Source organism: Paenibacillus sp. 1A_MP2 (assembly GCF_052244825.1).
Taxonomy (GTDB): domain Bacteria; phylum Bacillota; class Bacilli; order Paenibacillales; family Paenibacillaceae; genus Paenibacillus; species Paenibacillus vandeheii.
This window is the reverse complement of the sequence record NZ_JBQQCS010000005.1, coordinates 68,064-85,373: the sequence shown is the minus strand read 5'-3', so window position 1 is coordinate 85,373 and position 17,310 is coordinate 68,064. Positions and strand designations below refer to the sequence as shown.

18 protein-coding genes and 1 pseudogene are annotated in these 17,310 nt (G+C 39.0%); 7 read left to right on the top strand and 12 right to left on the bottom strand.

Going from position 1 to position 17,310, the window contains the following annotated elements; all coding sequences use genetic code 11:
- Positions 1–304: 304 nt before the first annotated feature.
- Genes ACTWJ7_RS35095 through ACTWJ7_RS35075 form a run of 5 tightly spaced genes read left to right on the top strand, consistent with a single transcriptional unit; the run spans position 305 to position 5,435 of the window.
- A complete protein-coding gene (locus tag ACTWJ7_RS35095) occupies positions 305–985 on the top strand; it encodes a TnsA endonuclease N-terminal domain-containing protein (protein WP_024630808.1) in 681 nt (226 codons plus the stop codon).
- On the top strand, positions 978–2,954 hold the full coding sequence (locus tag ACTWJ7_RS35090; RefSeq protein ID WP_024630809.1) for a hypothetical protein: 1,977 nt from the start codon (positions 978–980) through the stop codon (positions 2,952–2,954). The genes ACTWJ7_RS35095 and ACTWJ7_RS35090 overlap by 8 nt, the downstream gene beginning before the upstream one ends.
- Before the next feature lie 17 nt (positions 2,955–2,971).
- Positions 2,972–3,958: an ATP-binding protein gene (locus ACTWJ7_RS35085; protein ID WP_024630810.1), complete on the top strand. Its 987-nt coding sequence runs from the start codon at positions 2,972–2,974 to the stop codon at positions 3,956–3,958.
- Positions 3,955–4,512, top strand: coding sequence for a hypothetical protein (locus ACTWJ7_RS35080; protein WP_443146599.1), 558 nt, complete (start codon positions 3,955–3,957; stop codon positions 4,510–4,512). Before ACTWJ7_RS35085 ends, ACTWJ7_RS35080 begins: the two co-directional genes overlap by 4 nt.
- 32 nt (positions 4,513–4,544) lie before the next feature.
- A complete protein-coding gene (locus tag ACTWJ7_RS35075) occupies positions 4,545–5,435 on the top strand; it encodes a hypothetical protein (protein WP_443146598.1) in 891 nt (296 codons plus the stop codon).
- A 456-nt stretch (positions 5,436–5,891) separates the two neighbouring features.
- Here ACTWJ7_RS35075 and ACTWJ7_RS35070 read toward each other — a convergent pair.
- The 5 genes and pseudogenes from ACTWJ7_RS35070 to ACTWJ7_RS35050 form a co-directional block, all read right to left on the bottom strand.
- Positions 5,892–6,131 (bottom strand): annotated as a pseudogene (locus tag ACTWJ7_RS35070) (nickel ABC transporter, nickel/metallophore periplasmic binding protein); the annotation flags it as partial.
- A gap of 976 nt (positions 6,132–7,107) precedes the next feature.
- Positions 7,108–8,034, bottom strand: coding sequence for a GTP cyclohydrolase FolE2 (gene folE2 / locus ACTWJ7_RS35065; protein WP_443146597.1), 927 nt, complete (start codon positions 8,032–8,034; stop codon positions 7,108–7,110).
- Positions 8,035–8,098: 64 nt separating this feature from the next.
- The gene (rpsN, locus tag ACTWJ7_RS35060) at positions 8,099–8,368 is read right to left on the bottom strand and encodes a 30S ribosomal protein S14 (protein ID WP_443146596.1); all 270 of its coding nucleotides are present in this window, start codon (positions 8,366–8,368) and stop codon (positions 8,099–8,101) included.
- Between the two features lie 292 nt (positions 8,369–8,660).
- Positions 8,661–9,356, bottom strand: coding sequence for an MBL fold metallo-hydrolase (locus tag ACTWJ7_RS35055; protein ID WP_443146595.1), 696 nt, complete (start codon positions 9,354–9,356; stop codon positions 8,661–8,663).
- Positions 9,357–9,462: 106 nt separating this feature from the next.
- Positions 9,463–9,879, bottom strand: a complete 417-nt coding sequence (locus tag ACTWJ7_RS35050; RefSeq protein ID WP_443146594.1) for a Fur family transcriptional regulator — start codon at positions 9,877–9,879, stop codon at positions 9,463–9,465.
- Positions 9,880–10,183: 304 nt separating this feature from the next.
- On the opposite strand from ACTWJ7_RS35050, the gene ACTWJ7_RS35045 reads away from it, so the two are divergent.
- A complete protein-coding gene (locus ACTWJ7_RS35045) occupies positions 10,184–11,185 on the top strand; it encodes a CobW family GTP-binding protein (RefSeq protein WP_443146593.1) in 1,002 nt (333 codons plus the stop codon).
- Positions 11,186–11,275: 90 nt separating this feature from the next.
- On the opposite strand, the gene ACTWJ7_RS35040 is transcribed toward ACTWJ7_RS35045, so the two are convergent.
- Positions 11,276–12,313, bottom strand: a complete 1,038-nt coding sequence (locus ACTWJ7_RS35040) for a CobW family GTP-binding protein (protein ID WP_443146592.1) — start codon at positions 12,311–12,313, stop codon at positions 11,276–11,278.
- 142 nt (positions 12,314–12,455) lie between these two features.
- On the opposite strand from ACTWJ7_RS35040, the gene ACTWJ7_RS35035 reads away from it, so the two are divergent.
- Positions 12,456–13,187, top strand: a complete 732-nt coding sequence (locus ACTWJ7_RS35035; RefSeq protein WP_443146591.1) for a class I SAM-dependent methyltransferase — start codon at positions 12,456–12,458, stop codon at positions 13,185–13,187.
- Positions 13,188–13,411: 224 nt separating this feature from the next.
- On the opposite strand, the gene ACTWJ7_RS35030 is transcribed toward ACTWJ7_RS35035, so the two are convergent.
- From ACTWJ7_RS35030 to ACTWJ7_RS35005, 6 genes are all read right to left on the bottom strand, one after another.
- Entirely contained in the window at positions 13,412–13,786 is a 375-nt protein-coding gene (locus tag ACTWJ7_RS35030) for a (2Fe-2S) ferredoxin domain-containing protein (RefSeq protein WP_443146590.1), read from the bottom strand.
- Positions 13,787–13,984: 198 nt separating this feature from the next.
- Positions 13,985–14,779, bottom strand: a complete 795-nt coding sequence (locus tag ACTWJ7_RS35025) for an ABC transporter ATP-binding protein (RefSeq protein ID WP_443146589.1) — start codon at positions 14,777–14,779, stop codon at positions 13,985–13,987.
- Complete coding sequence (locus ACTWJ7_RS35020) at positions 14,772–15,590, bottom strand: ATP-binding cassette domain-containing protein (RefSeq protein ID WP_443146588.1); 819 nt, start codon at positions 15,588–15,590, stop codon at positions 14,772–14,774. Before ACTWJ7_RS35020 ends, ACTWJ7_RS35025 begins: the two co-directional genes overlap by 8 nt.
- Positions 15,587–16,378 carry an ABC transporter permease gene (locus tag ACTWJ7_RS35015; protein WP_443146587.1) on the bottom strand — a complete coding sequence of 264 codons (792 nt, stop codon included), beginning with the start codon at positions 16,376–16,378 and terminating at the stop codon, positions 15,587–15,589. Before ACTWJ7_RS35015 ends, ACTWJ7_RS35020 begins: the two co-directional genes overlap by 4 nt.
- The gene (locus tag ACTWJ7_RS35010; RefSeq protein ID WP_443146586.1) at positions 16,375–16,695 is read right to left on the bottom strand and encodes an ABC transporter permease subunit; all 321 of its coding nucleotides are present in this window, start codon (positions 16,693–16,695) and stop codon (positions 16,375–16,377) included. Before ACTWJ7_RS35010 ends, ACTWJ7_RS35015 begins: the two co-directional genes overlap by 4 nt.
- On the bottom strand, positions 16,692–17,306 hold the full coding sequence (locus tag ACTWJ7_RS35005) for an ABC transporter permease (RefSeq protein ID WP_443146585.1): 615 nt from the start codon (positions 17,304–17,306) through the stop codon (positions 16,692–16,694). Before ACTWJ7_RS35005 ends, ACTWJ7_RS35010 begins: the two co-directional genes overlap by 4 nt.
- Positions 17,307–17,310: the final 4 nt, after the last annotated feature.

Below are 17,310 nucleotides of genomic sequence, written 5' to 3'. Positions count from 1 at the left end.
CCCCGAACCGCTACGTTCGGGCATGGGCTGCCAGAGGGGACAGCCAGCGGGTCAGAAGTTCCAAACGAGTGCCAGGGAAACAGACTTCAGAAGTAGTCAATGCTACAGGAGAGAAAAGAATTTCCCCAAATGAACCCTATTATTCATTGTCCAGAGGCATTCCGAAAAGTCCAGTCCCAAATGTAGTGACATTCAATTTTCAAAGAGCAAACTGGAAATTTACAAGGCGGTCGCCAGTTCCCGAGGGAACTGGTAATTCAGTCAAAACTGCCTTCAAAAAATACTATACGAGGAAGGGATGATCATGATGGACAGAGGCGGATTCATAAAATATCAGCCAATTAAGATCCCGAGAGGAACAAAATATGGAAATAATTATTGGATTCCACGGGGAAATAAGATAGGAAAACGAACTCTTGATCTCTATAGTGATTTAGAATTCGAGCATTGGCTTACTGTGGAAACAAATCCTGAAGTAATTGGATACTGTGAGCAGCCTTTAGAGATATCATATCTCCTAAATGGGAGGCTGCGTAAATCGATCTTTGATATGTGGATTCTATATCGAGATCATTCTGAAACGTTTGTCGAAGTGAAATATGAAAAGGAATTAACTTCAACAGAGCCGAGGTATGATCGAACTAAACGTCAGATTGAGGCTCAACGAGAGTGGTGTAGAAAGAACAATATAGCTTATGAAGTTCGTACAGAAAAAACAATCAGAAAGGGGAGACACTCCATTGAAAATAGGATCGCAATTACGACCGCAGTACTAAACAGTAGAAAGCCAGTATGTACTTTAGAAGTACTACATAGCGTTTCTTTGCACAAGAAAACAATTTCAAATGTTTTTTGTGAATTACCTCAGTATCCAGAAGATCAGGTCAACCTAGCACTTAAATGGTTGTATTATGAAGGGCAGGTTTGTGCGAACATTGAAGATCAAATCTTTGGAAAGAGTTTGGAGGTTTATAGGAATGAGTAGAGAACGAGTGTATGAACAAAGCGGCTTAGCAATGGAACAAACGAATTTAGAATATTGGCCTACAGTTGATGAAAGCACTTTAGATGAATCAGAACGTTTTATATACATTAACCGTAAAAAAGCTGTGACAATGTATTTTCAAAGAGTCAGCTTAGAAGAAATCAAACAGGAAACCGGAATAGTGCGTCAAAACGTTAGGAGATTCACTAAACGTTGTATGCAATATGATCAAACAGGTATTGTTTGGGGATTTAGAGCATTGATTCCTCAAAAGAATGTAAAAGAATATCAATTGGATTTATTCACTAAGAAGCAGAACAACTTGCGAAGGACAGGAGAGTTCAATCGTTTCCTAGACAAATATCCTGATATTCGAGAGCTTTTAGAAGACCTTTTTCGTGGAAGAAAGGGACGCTCTATAGAACCAGTCATGAAAGTAAAGTACATTCATAAACGTTTCGTTGATGAATGCCGTAAGAAAGGAATTACACAAGCAGAATACCCCTTGAATACAGAATGGATGGGATATAAAGCAGTACAGCGGTATGTAAAACGGATTTCTTATGAATATTTTTCTAGATCTGCCGAACGACATGGGGACGATGCATTACAAAAAGCGAGACACGTTGGTGAAGGACAACAAAATCAACTTTCCAACTTGTTCCCCTTTCAGAAAGTCCAATTCGACGCCCACAGAATTGATGGTTACTTTGTGGTCGAAATACCTACTCCTGATGGGGATATTATGACTGAGGTATTAGAACGTTTCTGGGTTCTGACGATTATTGATGTAGCGACCAGAAATATTTTGGGATACCACATTAGTTTAAATCATGAATATAGTGCAAGTGATTTTATGCAATGCGCACGTAATGCTGTAATGCCACATAAACGATTAGAACTTACGATTCCAGGATTGTCCTACCATCCAGAAGGAGGCTTCCCATCAGAGAAGTTTCCGGAAATAGCCTGGGCTGTATGGGATGTTATTTGCTTGGACAATGCTAAAGCCCATTATGCTCGAATGGTGAAAAATCGCCTGGAGAACTTAATCGGTTGCTTCATGAATTTTGGACCGGTAGCTCTTCCCATGAGAAGAGGAATTATCGAACGTTTTTTTCAGACTTTAGAGGAAAACGGGTTTCACCGTTTACCTAACACTACAGGAAGTGGACCAAAGGATCCGAGAAGAAAAAATCCGGAACAACAAGCCATTCAATTGAATATCACTTATGATCATTTAAAACAACTCATTGATGTATTAATCTCAAATTATAATGGGACACCTCACGGTGGAATCTACCATCAAACTCCATTAGAACTCCTTGAGAAAAGAATGAACACCTCGGGGCTAATGCCACGAATTTTAGAGGAAGATAAAAGATCGGAGATACTCTTTATGCAAACGATACAAAAACGAACAATACGTGGATCATTAAAATCAGGTAAGAAGCCGTATATAGAATACGAAGGAGTTCCTTATCGAAGTGACAGACTTGCGAATTTAGCTTACTTGATAAATACCGAGATTACACTTCATGTGAACGTTGATGATCTTCGGACACTGAAAGCATTTCTACCCGATGGAAGCGAACTTGGATATTTGACAGCAAGCGGACGATGGTCTTTAACTCCACACTCTCTGCAAACAAGAAAAGCTATCAATTCCTTAGTAAGGAAGAAATTGATACATCTAACCACTTGGGATGATCCGATCTTTGTTTATACTAACTATATTATGAATCAAAAAAAATCTAAAAAAATGGTTAATAAACAGATCAAGATCATGGAGGAGAGTACGTATAAGCCTGACAACGCACCCAGTGAACAAAAAAAGGCTTTGGAAGAAGCTAGTTTCCAACATGAAAGGTTGGATAAAGTACGTCAAGAGCAAATGTATAAAGAACAGCTCAGTGAAATGGAAGATTACGATCGACTGGCCAAACAATTCAAAACCAAGATGTACTAATAAAGGAGAAGATCTACATGGATAAACAAATTGTACCTATTGGGACACACCCTATTGAAGTGGGCTTCTATAAACTCCCGACTAAAGAAGTGGTTCGATTAATGGAAAACATAAAAAAAATTGTAACGAACCGATTACCTGGGATGATTGTATATGGGCGCCCACGTTTAGGAAAAACAACCGCACTGAAGTTTGCATTAGAGAATTTACCAAATTATCTTCAATCACCAATCCCCATTTTTATAGCCAACAGTAACTCATACAGGGTCCCTAGTGAGGAGAAGTTTTACTCTGACCTACTGTATGATTTTAATTTCCCGTTTGTTGCACGTAGAAAACCTGGTGAAATGAGAAACCAAATTGTGAACTTGCTAAAAGAGAAAGCAGAAACTTCGGGTACAAGAAGAGTCATCGTAATTATGGATGAGGGCCAAAATTTAACCGAAGCTCATTATCAATGGTTAATAGACATCTATAATCAACTAGATCGTTCAAGGATCAGTATGTCAGTGATTTGTGTTGGCCAAGAAGAATTATTGACTAGAAGGACTTTTTTCCTTGGGCAAAGGAAATCACAAATTATCGGTCGTTTTATGACACATGAGCACCGTTTTTTTGGTATTACATCACAAGGAGACATTAAAAGTGTACTTCGCTGCTACGATTCAGCTGAAATTTCGGAGTACCCCGAAAACAGCAATTGTAGCTTTACGCAATACTTTTTTCCGGAAGGTTATGAAAAAGGACAGCGTTTAGAGAAAGACACTAATATTATTTATCGTCATTTCACTGACCTTCGTAAGCAGCATGGTGTAACATCAAAGCTTGAAATTCCAATGGAGTACTTTACCTATGCCGTGGAAAATGCTTTGAAAATATACGGAACTCATGGGGAGAAACTTGAATGGATTACTTCACAGCAGTGGTTGGAGGCCATTAAATTAACTGGTTATATTGAATCTGAGATCTATATGACACTGGCTCATAAGGAAGTTAAGGAATGAATATTGTCTGGAGGAAAGATTGGATACATGAGTACGAATCACCTTGGTCAGTATTTGAAAAATTAGCTTTAGTTAACCTAATAAATCGAAACGAGATTTTATATGTTTTTGGCAGCAAAAAAGTCAAAAAAATCAAACAGCACATTGGTGATACTCATCGTGATCTTTTGCGATTAAACGGATTTGATCTTGAGAAACTTCATCAAACACTGGATTACAAACTAAAAGAACATAGTGATAACATCATTATGCAGTTGCTTGCACCTTTTTACGATTTTTATGGCGTTTGGGATCCTTGGTTTCACGATGATTTGCAGTGGTGTCCGCAGTGCATGGAGGGGGGTTCCATTCTTGGTTACATCAGTTTAAGCTCTTCGATACATGTGCATTTCATGAAAATAAACTTATTGATACCTGTCCAAAATGTATGCAGACAATACCTTTCTTATTGTCTAACAAACAGCTGGAAAGTGCTTTTCAATGTAAGTGTGGACATATACTTGCTACTCTTGGTTTTTCAAATTGGAACGATTGGAAGGAGTCCCCTCAATTAAATCAGTCTATACTTAGCTGGCTTGAATTTAACATGAATTCAGTAAACGAGCAGCAAACGAAATGGATTGTTCATGAACAACATTGTAATTTAACATTGTTACTTCAAAATGAGCCTGAAGAAATTAAGTATTTTGATCCAATAGAACCTATTCAACAAGATTATCTTTATTCAAACTTGTTTCGAAAAGAACAGCAAAAAATTTGCTCAAATGCCTTTCAAATAGTAGAAGAAAGTTTATTACAAGAATTCCTTGGGAACCATCAGGACTGCATCACTCAATTAATAGATCTAAGAAAAAAGGATGACATGTCTGATTTCCCAACAATTTGCCCCTATGCATATACTTATGTTTTTTGGAGAAAATCATTATTGATGGAAGAGCGTTTTTATGGATTTAATCCTTTCAATAATGAATTGATTTCTACTAAAGCTCCTTTATTAATTGAAGAGCATCTAGAGCACTTTACAACACAACTTATAAATTATCAAATAAAGATGCACAATAGTATTGATAGAAGAATTATATTGTGGGTTCTTGAAAAATTAGTCACTCAGTTTAGTGAAAATTTCTTCGATGCATGGTTTGATATAGCAGGGAAGGGATGTGAAGAGATCAGTGTTCCTCCTTGGAAAGAAGTCATTAAAATGAGAGACCGAGCGTTTCCGAATATTGCTCTCAAATGTAGAACTGATGAGCTAGGAACTTACGTCGAGTACCATCATGGTGAAAATACTGAGACGACACTGTTTAACAAATACGAATGCATATATCAAAATGAAAATATTCGACTCAACATTAAAGAAATGAGTTCTTATACACCACCAGCAGTTGCGCTAATGCTCAGAGGCAACACACCTGATGAGGATAAAAAGATACTCCAAAAATCAATTGAAGCATATGTGAAAAAATTAAATTTTTAAAACCGTTAAATCTTGTGATATGATGATATAACGGTTTTTTTGTTGTAAGAAAGGGCAGAATAACAACAATGGAACAATGTTCTTGTCCTTTAAGGAACAATGTTTTTGTCCTCAGACACAAAAAGTTGCCTACCAAGTGCCTAAGAAAAAGGCGTTTATACATATGTACAAATTACGGCTTTTGTGCATATGTCTAAACATAAAAGCGTGTCACCTAGTCCGCGGCCCGCTGGTGACTTTCTCTGGCATAACAAAAATTCCCTCCGGTTTCCAGTGTTTGAGTTCATTGTAACATGATCTTTTTTTCACTGTCTACCATGAGGAGATGCTACCACTTGCATGTTGCAAGTAGCTCCTTTTCTTCTCAATATTACAGGTTACCCTTGTGACGGAGCGGAATACTTTCGCTGAACCACCATCCACAATTGTATAGTCTAACCTCTCTATGAAGCCTCCGAAGGTATACACTTTTCCATCATCGGAAACCTTCCAGGATTCGGCCAACAATGGCTTGATTCCATCTTCTGTATTTTCAATCAATGACTCGTATACCATCCCTTGCGCTGACGTTGAGCCTATATACACATGGGGATTCATATCATTAATATCTACTGCTGTAGCATATACCAGTTCTTTTCCTTTATCTGTAGTTATCAAATCTGCAGCATTGCTCCCGCTGCAACCTGCAATCGTAATTATTACGATTAAGAATAACTTTGATTCTAGATATAGTCAATATGTTTGTAGATCACTTAGATATCTACTCCAAAGTCTGAATCAGCAACTTGATTTGTAAAGCATATGTTAGCAATGTATTTAGGCTAAATCCTTCGGTTCTTTTCTCTACCAAAGTTGATTTAACAAATGTTTTCTCCTACCTAACCTCCAGGTCCACTACTGGGTTCTCAACACTTCAAGAATATCTAATTTATTTTCTCTATTGCTTTCATAATCATCTCTAAAACATGTTTATTTAGGTTTTGTCATCCCTCTTATTGTAGGTTGCTATACTTTAAGAAAAAAACTATATATACTCCAAATTTTTTATCCATTAGGTATAGCAACATCTTCCATTATAAACAATGTCGGTTTCAATATTTCTGGCGCTTACATCCTGAATTTACTAACCGCTCCTTTGCAGCTCTACCTTTCGATCTTAGCCTCTTTCCTATGGCTGGATGCCTCGTAATTTATTACATTAATATGCGACGTGCACATCCATGGCTAACAGTAATTATCTCCGCTTTTGTACTGACCATAATAGAATGGATAGCAAAAGAATTGGGGAATCTCCTAATTATTGCGTATGTATATAGTTCGTTTTTTTCAAAGTTTTCAATCCATTCAGCAATTCTTAAAACTCAAATCCGCTCTGTCTAAAGTTAATTCTTTAAGCGAAAATAAAATCATATTCCTAATCACAAGGATGAGATAAAAGTAAACCAGCAATCGAAACATCCAGTCTTCTTTTTCGGCAAAACCCAGTTTTTGTCTTTCGACATCAAAGAGCATTACGCCAACTCAATAATGTGAGTTTAAGACGAGACCATGTTACGACAGATAATCCAAAGAATATCATCACGAAAGAAGGATAAATTCAACATCAAAAAACGCCGTTGCAGAATATGCTACACGGCGTTTTTTGATATATAATCATCAGACATTTCGTACTCTACTGTTGCTTAAACTTATCATACACAATTCGTGCTACTGCATCATGTTGATGAATGGACTCCTCATTGCGGCAATCCACCTTAAATTTGCTTACCCAGTGTTTCTCGTACAAATCGGCCGCCACCAGCCTTACTATATCTTCAACAAACCTTGGGTTCTCATATGCACGTTCTGTAACCCGTTTCTCATCTGGTCTCTTTAAAACAGGATGGAGACAGCTGCTTGCATTCGATTCAGCCGCATTCAACAGTTCTTCCTTCCAGTAGCCTGGCAAATTTTCGCTCGGGCTACTCTGCACCTGTATACGGAGCACGCCCCGCTGATTGTGCGCACTATATTCACTGATTTCCTTCGAGCAGGGACACAAAGTCGTGATTTGTATATGTAGACCGGCTCGGATAACCGGAGTCTTGCCAGCTTCCCAAATAACAGTCACCGTAGCGAGCGAATGGTTTAAACCCGAACCCCCCGTTACGGGTGCTGCCCGTTCGTAGAACCAGGGGTATGTGACTTTCAACTCTGCCTTCGGTTGATGCATCTGTTCAGCAATCTGCTGCGTTAACGTAATTAGATCCGGAATCCGATCACTCAGTCCGTGAGTGCGGCTACGCTGAAGCTGCTCCATCAGACGACTCATGTTAATCCCCTTGGATTCGCGGTCCAGCGATGTCGTCAGTCGAAAATTACCGATACTGGACAACTTCTCAGGGTCCTTTGCCGAAATGACCTCTAAAGGATACTTCACGTTATCTATTCCAACCTGTTGCAATTCAAATAGAAAGTCATTTTTACTATTTTGCAAATCCTGCATCTCTTCTTTGCGAACCGGTTTATTTCCCTGTACCGGATCGACTGAGCCGAATAACCGAAGCCTCTCAGCCTTATCCGGTAGTACATACTCATCGTGTCTAGCACTTTTATACATTTTTACATTGCTCCTTGTTAGGCACTTGCTTCAGCACATTCGTAAGCATATTGATTCTTCCTTTTTACCAGCTTGATTTGGTAACACCCGGAATTTGGCCTTGATGAGCCAGTTCTCGGAAAACAATCCGTGATACCTTAAATTTGCGTAAATATCCTCTTGGGCGTCCCGTCAGTTCACAACGGTTTTTCAAGGGGGTTGGTGATGCATTACGTGGCAATTTTTGCAATGCCTCATAATCTCCCTTTTCTTTCAACTCCCGGCGTAACTCTGCGTACTTGGCTACAGTCGCCTGACGTTGTTTTTCACGCACTACTTTTGACTTTTTGGCCATTCAGATACATCTCCTTTTGAATGTTTATTTGTATTCAGATTTCGTATTAAACTGCTTCCACAAGCGAAGGCAGAGGATTATCAATACATGCCCCTGAGCAAGCTCTGATCCATAGGGTATCACCTGTGCCTATTATTAATGATGCAGACAAATATAGTCTTATTTAATCGTAATAATTACGATTAAATAAGACTATATCGTTGTTTAGTTTATATGTCAATACAATAACCAGAACGGGAAACGATTGCTGCTAACAAATCAAAGTGTATTGATACTTGCTTCATTAACTTTATCAATCAAGAGAGTTAAGTAAGTTTTCAATCTGATTCTTTCCATCGGGACAAATGCCGCCATGGTAACAAAGCAGCTCATCAAATTCATAGGTAAGTAATTTTTCGAGAGAGTAAATTGCTTCCTGTACGTTTACAGTTAGGTCATGCCCAGGAATGATCAACTGTCCTTCAATATAAAAGAGTGCATCACCAACTACGAGTTGACCGGTTTCTTCCAGTAGGAAACTCACATGTCCATTCGTATGACCAGGTGTGTGAATTACCTTAATTCCACCTCCTATGTTCATCTTTTCGTGATCAGATAGTAGCTGATCCACTCTGCTAGAGGGTAAAGCATTCAGTTCGGACTGCCAGGGAACGATGTTATCCTTAATCAACTTTTCGTCGCCACGGATATATGGAGCATCTAAACTATGTGCACAGATACTAACAGAGGAATTTACCGCGGATAACGCAGGGAGACAACCGATATGATCCAAATCCTGATGTGTAATTAATATATGAGTGAGCTGAGCGGCCGAAATCCCTGCATTAAGCAATTCATTTTCCATTTGTTCGAACTGATGTGGTAATCCTGCATCAATAAGTATCTTCGAATTGCCATCATGGATCAGTATAGGATGGATAGTTCTATGTTTGCCCAAAAAAAACATATCAAGCTCTAGTAAATTAATTTTATCTGTGATGGATATCATTCAGTTTCCCACCCCGATCTAGTTGGATGTATTGGTAACAAAACGTCAGCAACCAGTACTGACGGTATTTATTCTAATATCTTGTATGGTTATTTCGTTCAAACTCTTAAACACATTCTTTACATACTCCATGTATTTCCATGCTACGAGATAACACATGAACTGCCTCTGGTGGATGAACCTGTTCATGATTCGGAGTGAATTCGTTTTGGAAAGTTCGTCGGCAATCTGTACAAATAAAATAATAGGTCATGTTAATATGGTTAGATTTCAACGCAAACCGCACTCCTGATATCATATGGTATTCTTCAAGAACACTGATTTTCACCATTAATCTAAGATTTCTATATACGGTATCATAACTGACCCCTGGGATATATTTTGATAGATAGTCATGAATTTGGCGCGGTGAAATGTTCTTATGGAAATTTATTATAGCCTCAGCGATTAGTTTTCGCTGAGTTGTAAGTTTTACTCCTCGAGAAGACATATCATCAATTAGCTTCTCGTATGTATACTCCATGACATTCGCTCCTTATCCATTGAATTAGGGATAGATTATAGATACAGATTCCATGTTTCCAGAGTTTTAATCGTAATATTTACTATTAATCAAACATAATCTGTTTTATCTGTTTATGTCAAGCTTATACATCCGTTTCTCCTCCTAAATCGTGTAGCCATCCCCTAAATCAATTTTTGTTAAATTCTAAATGGAGATTGGTTGTATGTTTCTAGATGTGCTGCTGCAGTTTGACAAAAAATAGTTATTCGAATATGATTTAATCGTAATAATTACTATTAATTATTTTAAAGGAGCAAACATTATGTCTACCATTCAGGATACTACCATCCCTGTTACTGTTCTTACTGGTTTCCTAGGAGCAGGAAAAACCACTTTGCTCAATCATGTTTTAACCGCAAATCATGGTGAGAAGATCGCTGTCATAGTTAATGAGTTCGGAGAAGTTGGTATTGATAACCAACTTGTAGTTGGTGCAGACGAAGAAATTTTCGAAATGAACAACGGTTGCATTTGTTGTACGGTGAGAGGAGATCTTATCCGTATTCTTAGTGATTTGAAGAATGCGAAGCTCGGAATAAATGGTTCCCGTAAGGTAGATTTCAATCGTGTATTAATTGAGACGACAGGTTTGGCAGATCCAGCTCCAGTGGCACAGACTTTTTTCGTAGATCAGGAGATTGCCGATTTTTACAAATTGGATGCAGTTGTTACGGTCGTAGATGCCAAACATGCTGGTCAGCATCTTGACGAAGGGCATGAGGCACAGGAACAAGTGGCTTTCGCGGATGTACTGCTATTGAACAAAACCGATCTTGTTTCACAAGAGGAATTGCAACAGCTTGAGCATCGCCTTCAGGGCATGAACAAGGCTGCTAAAATCTATCGAACGCAGCAATCTTCAATTGACGTGAAACAAATTCTAGGAATCGGTGCTTTCGATCTAGACAAAAAACTAGAAATAGAACCAGAATTCCTTGAGGAAGACCATCACCATCATCATGACGATGAGGTATCCTCCGTGTTTTTCCGAGAAACTCGACCACTTGATTTAAATAAACTCGAACGATTCATTAACGTATGGCTTCAAGATCACGGTACAGATACGTTTCGTTACAAGGGAATTTTGAACATCAAGGGCTCCAAAAAAAGAATAGTATTCCAAGGTATCCATATGTTATTTGGTGCGTTTCCCGATAGAGAATGGAAAACCAGCGAAGAACCGATTAGCGAATTTGTTATTATCGGGCGAAATTTGGACGAGAATTGGTTCCGTGAACAGTTTGCTGGTTGCGTAGCTGACTAAAAATAATAATTATCATCAATTTAATAACCATGAAGGAGTCGCTCAATTCAGATTGGGCGACTCCTTCTTTTGTAGACGAAAGCAACATTGTTAAACCTTAGTGTTTAATTTCAAACTTGTGGAAACAATCCATTCCAGTTTTCTGGTAATATCCTCTTTCGGAAAATGCTCACCAATAAATACGGCCACATCTTGTACTTTTCCTTTAGGCTGAATAGGAAACAGTTCCAACTCTTTAAACGCATATTGGAACATCATTCTTTTTCCGCTTTCCGTATCTGTGAAGATTCCCTTTGCGCGATAGATGTTATCGGGCAACATTTTAAACATCTGTCTAAAACTGACTTTATCTAAAGAGCAGGGAAAATAATGAGTATGTACCATCAAGTGCTCATAAGAATGATGGTCATCGTGTAAGTGATGAGCATGGTTATGCCCATCTTCATGGTTGTTATGGTTATGAATGCACTGTTCTTCCTGTACATTCGCTGCGTATGGTAACATTGAGGTGTTATGACTACTCTCAAGAAATAGATTCCAATCGAGTTGACTCGAGATACTTTGAACAGTGGGTATAATAGGAGCAACAGGGTTTAACGCCGCTACCTCTTCTTTTATCTGATTTAACTCCTCTATACTAACCAAATCACTCTTGTTAAGTAAAAGAACTGATGCACATCGAATTTGATCTCTCATCAACCGGTAGGTCCTACCTTTCTTTTTGCCAAACCGATGCAAAAAGTCCCTCGCATCAACGATCGTGATATACGCCCTGATTTCAATTGCAGTGCCCATAGCCGTCTCCGTGATTGCATCCAAAATTTCAATTGGATTTCCAACCCCCGTTGATTCAATAATAACTAAATCGGGAGCCTCCTCTTCAATTAAATTCATCAACTCCATAGATAAATCTCCACGAATGGTACAGCATATACAACCATTGAGCATTTCACGCATCGGCACAACCTCTTCCACCATTTGACCATCGAGGTTAACTTCACCGACTTCATTCATAATAACCGCTGGATTAATGCCCTTCTTATTGCATTCTTTTAGGATTTGTGATAGAAATGTCGTTTTTCCACTCCCTAAAAAACCTGAGAGAACTAAAATAGGAACAGCTCTCATGTAGGTACTCCCCCTCCTTTGTTATGAACTGTTGAAAGTAACACGGTTCTTATTCGTAATCATTACGAATAAGTGTTATAATATAGCATATCTTATTTTTTTAATAAGTCAATTCATTGAAATAAAAGTGAAGGAGATCATTATGAACGAATGGTATGAAAATAGCTTTGGAGAAGACTACTTACTTGTATATAAACACCGTGACTCAAGAGGTGCTAGAAACGAAATTGATCAAATGATTAGTTGGCTAGAACTGTCTCCCGAGGCAAAAATATTGGATCTATGTTGCGGAATGGGACGTCACTCCTTGGCTCTTCAAGAAGCGGGTTATGTGGTTACAGGATTGGATTTGTCTGAAGCCCTTCTCAGAGAAGCACGCAAACAGGATGGTGCAGAAGCCATTAACTGGCTTCGTGGAGATATGCGTGCTTTACCTCTGGAAGGGGGATTTGATGCCGTTGTTAATTTATTTACGTCATTTGGTTATTTCGAAGAAGATGATGATCATGTTCAAGTTTTACGTGAAATATGTAGAGTGCTAAAGCCGGGAGGGAAATTTGTGATCGACTTTCTTAATCCTGAATTTGTTGTTCGTCATTTAGTCCCCCACTCGGTCCGGAATGATGGCATATTCCAAATAGAAGAAATTCGAAAAATAGAAGATGGATATGTAAAAAAGCAAATTAACATAAGTAACAAGATTGATAATACATCGCGTCAATATCATGAGCGAGTCAAACTTTATTCTTTTGATAAGTTCGTGGAACTGATTAATAATGCCGGCCTGCAGGTTGACGCCGTATACGGAAGCTATAACAAGTGTAATTACAGCGCTTTCGATTCTTCACGTATGATACTTCAAGGCAGGCGATAGGCTTGCTAGCATATATTGTTACCACTCTTAATGAAGGTAGACAGTTTGTATAAAAGGGAGGAGGAAGCCAGTCCATAGATGGCTTCCTCCTCCCTTTTGTTTGTATACTTAAGGACATTCCTTAACATGCTTCTAAATCAATTTTCGTTGATTACTCCAGATTCGAATGAACTTTCTGATGGATAAACCGATATTCATATTACGAATGGTAAGTAAACATAGCGTTATCTACTATCTGTTTTTTTAGTTTTGCTTATTCCCTTAACGGCTGTACCTGTAGGAATAAAAGTTTGATCAAAATGATAAACCATATGAGAATCCAGGCGTTGACCCTGAAGGTGCTTTTGGACAAGTTCTTTCCCCGATTCAGGGGTGATGTCTTTGTACCATACCCCTTCTGGATAAGCAATAACGACACAAGCATCACTGCAACGACCATTACATTGTGTTCTGGAGGTATGGATGAGCTCATCAGCATCTAGCTTTTGAATTTCATCCCGTATAGACTCCGTAATATCATCCGCTCCAAGCTGTGTGCAGCTACCACCGTTACAGATTAACAAGTGACATTGCGTGTGTTCCAAGTTCCAAGTAGCCAAAGTACGTTTCTCTCCTTTATATGTGCAAAATAGCTTCAAATTATGTTCTATCTGGGATAAATGAACTCCAAAATTAGCATGTAAGCATTACAATTAATCGTAATCATTACGATTAATTGTAATGCAAAAAGAATCATTCTGCAACACATTATTATGCAGAGTCATCAGAGCCTTGTCCAAACAAAGCAATATCTGAATCTAACTATATGAAAATTTTAAAACACTCGAGATTAGCTTGCGGGTACAAAGATGCTGAGGGTTCTCAAAAATATCTTCTGTCTTCCCTACTTCAACGATCTCGCCTTGTTCCATGACGATGATTCGATCACATATTTTGCGAATAACAGCCAGATCGTGAGATATGAATAATAGACTTAGTTGCAATTTCCTTTGTAAAGATATAAACAACTCCAGAATTTGTTCTTGAACAGGAACATCCAAAGCTGAGACGACTTCATCTGCAATGATAAAACGTGGTCTTAGCAGTAGAACTCTTGCAATGGCAATACGTTGTAATTGTCCTCCCGACAATTCATGAGGATAACGTGTCAAGCATTCTGATCCCATACCACATTCCAGTAACACATTTTTTATAACGTGTACGGCCTCTTTTTTGTTCTTGTATAATTTATGCTCCAGCATCGCTTCAAGCAGCAGTTTTTGAACGGTCATTTTAGGATTCATACAATCATAAGAGTTTTGAAATATTAACTGAATTTCAGGTCGAAGTCGTCTAAACTGCGATTTATTCATTTTATAAATATTGTTCTTCTCATAAAAAACCTGTCCGCTGTCCGCGTCAGCCAATCGAAGTATAAGCTTGGCCAAAGTAGACTTTCCGCAGCCTGATTGTCCAACAACGCCCACAATTTCACCTCGGCTTACTGAAAAGCTGACATCTGAAATGCCTTTCGTTAGGCTCTTCTTTCCCCATGGATTAGTGGTTGAAAATGACTTCGACAGATGTTGGACCTCCAATATAGTATCAGACATCTCCTTTAGAACTCCTTATGTCCAATAATCGGCTCGTTGCCTCGACAAGCTGTTGGGTATAGGCTCTTACAGGATTGGAAAACACCTCGCGTACTGTCCCGCGTTCCACGATTCTTCCCTGATTCATAACCATTACATCCTCGCAGAGATACTGTACCAGTCCTAAATTGTGGCTAATATAGATCATGGAAAGATTTTTGGTATAACACATTTGTTTGAGAAAGGTTATGAATGCTTTCTGGTTCACCGTGTCCAGTGAGGTTGTCGGTTCATCCGCGATCAAAACGCGCGCATCGGAGTACAAGGCCATAGCAATTGCGATTCGTTGTCGCATCCCTCCTGATAACTGATGGGGGTACTTATTTAACAATGTATTGTCATACTCCAACCCAACATCGCGCAGCGATTGGCGAACAAATACATCCTGATCGTCTTTTTGGGAAGGATGATGTAAGAGGAACGAATCTTCCAATTGCTTCTTGATTTTTTCATACGGATTTAATGCATTAATTGAATCCTGCAATATGATCGCTATATTTCTGGCACAATAGTGACGTCGTTTCTTTTTATTCAGTTTCATAATATCCTGCACCCCATGAAAGATCACTTTCCCGGAAACCCTCGTATGCTCAGGCACCATTCCGCACAGCATATTCATGGTCATGCTTTTGCCTGCTCCTGAATGACCAACCAAACCTAACAACTGATTGGAGTTTAGTGTAAAGCTGACATTTTGGAGAATCTGGCAACATGTTTTGTTTTCCTCAATACTCATTGACAGGTCATTCACTGAAATTAAAGCTTTACTCATGTATACGCCCCTTTCTTTCGATTCTCAGGCTGAACATCGTCAAATAGAATATGGAAAAACAAGCACAATAGAAGTATTCCAGTGGCAGGAATAAGACTTAGCATGGGGGCATTTAGAATATACACACGATATTGATAAAGCATTGTACCCCAATCCGGATTGCTCACATCCGCGCCTAAACCGATAAAGGTTAATGAAGCATATAACAGTGTAACGGTACTTGCCTTATTTGCCATGAATGTTAAGAGCGGCCTCATGATATTGGGAAGGATGTGTTTGATCAGGATTTTGCAATCCGGTAAGCCCAAAGCAATTTCTCCTTGAACAAAAGAAAGGGATTTTACACGTTTGGTTAAAGCTGCCGATTGATTTACGTATTCTCCCATATGGCTCAAGCCGAAAACGATACCCGCTGTAACTGGATTCAGTCCGAATATGGATGAAATGATGAGTGCACTAATAAAAGATGGAATGATTAACAAAAAATCCGAAAAGAAATGAACGACTGACTTCATCCATCTTTGATAATACCCCACCATCATGCCTAGCAGTGTGCCAATGACAAGCGAGATTCCCGTTGAGATTCCCACGACTGTCAGCGTACGCATCGCTCCTCCCAGGAATAAAGAGTACAGATCCCTGCCCAAATTATCCGTTCCGAGCAAATGTTGTTGGGACATTCCCTGAAAAGTGGAATTCAAATTCACCTTGTCAATATCTTGAGTAGGTAATAGGAAGAATAGAATCATCGTTGATCCAAAAAGAATTAACGTCATTTTTTTTCTCATTCTCCCCCTCTTCCTTCCAGAAAACGCATAAGTAAATTTATAATTACGTGCATGCCAAACATCCAGAGCATCACTATCATAACGTAGGACTGTAGCACATAATAATCTTTGGCGTTCATACTATCCACCAGGAAATAACTAATACCAGGTATAGCAAACGTGAATTCTAAGACAGCACTACCGCCCATAACCCAAGCCAGTCTCGCGATAATGATAGAAAGCAGTGCATGCAATACCGGTTTATACGCATGTCGGAACAAGATCCTCTTTTCAGAAAACCCCCTGGTTAGGTAAAATTTAAAGTAAGTCTGGCTCATTTGCTCCTGAAACTGTGTTTTAACAACCCGGGATATTCCCCCACCGAATAGATGCACGAAACAACCGTTGCACAAAATACGCTGGGGATGGATGAAGCTCCAAAGAAATGTATCAGGTCTAGATAAACACCAAGATAATAAATGATGAAGACGGAGATGATAAAATTAGGGACGGCTTGCGAAAACAGCGCCAAAAACCGGGTGAGCCTGTCGAATAATCCATTAGGATGCAGTGCTGCACGGTACCCGAAAAAGAATGAAAGAGTGGCTGCAGATAACAAACCACCCAAACCAATAATTAAAGAGTATGGCAGTCTTGCCATGAATTCTGCTCTAATATCTGTTTTGCTAACTATCGATTTCCCCCAATCCCCTTGGACAAAATTAGAAATCCAGGTCCAATATTGTTGGATCAGTGGCTGATCTAAACCCCATTTGGCATTAAGCCTCGAAATATTCTCCTCTGTCGGTGCGAGCTGGTATGCGAACAATAATTGTTCTGCCGGCGAGCCCGGAATGGTTCTAGTAACGGTAAAAACAAGGATAGATGCTAGTATCAAAAACAAGATCCATCTAGATAGAAAAGCGAGAGCTTTCTTCAAAATCCACATCAGC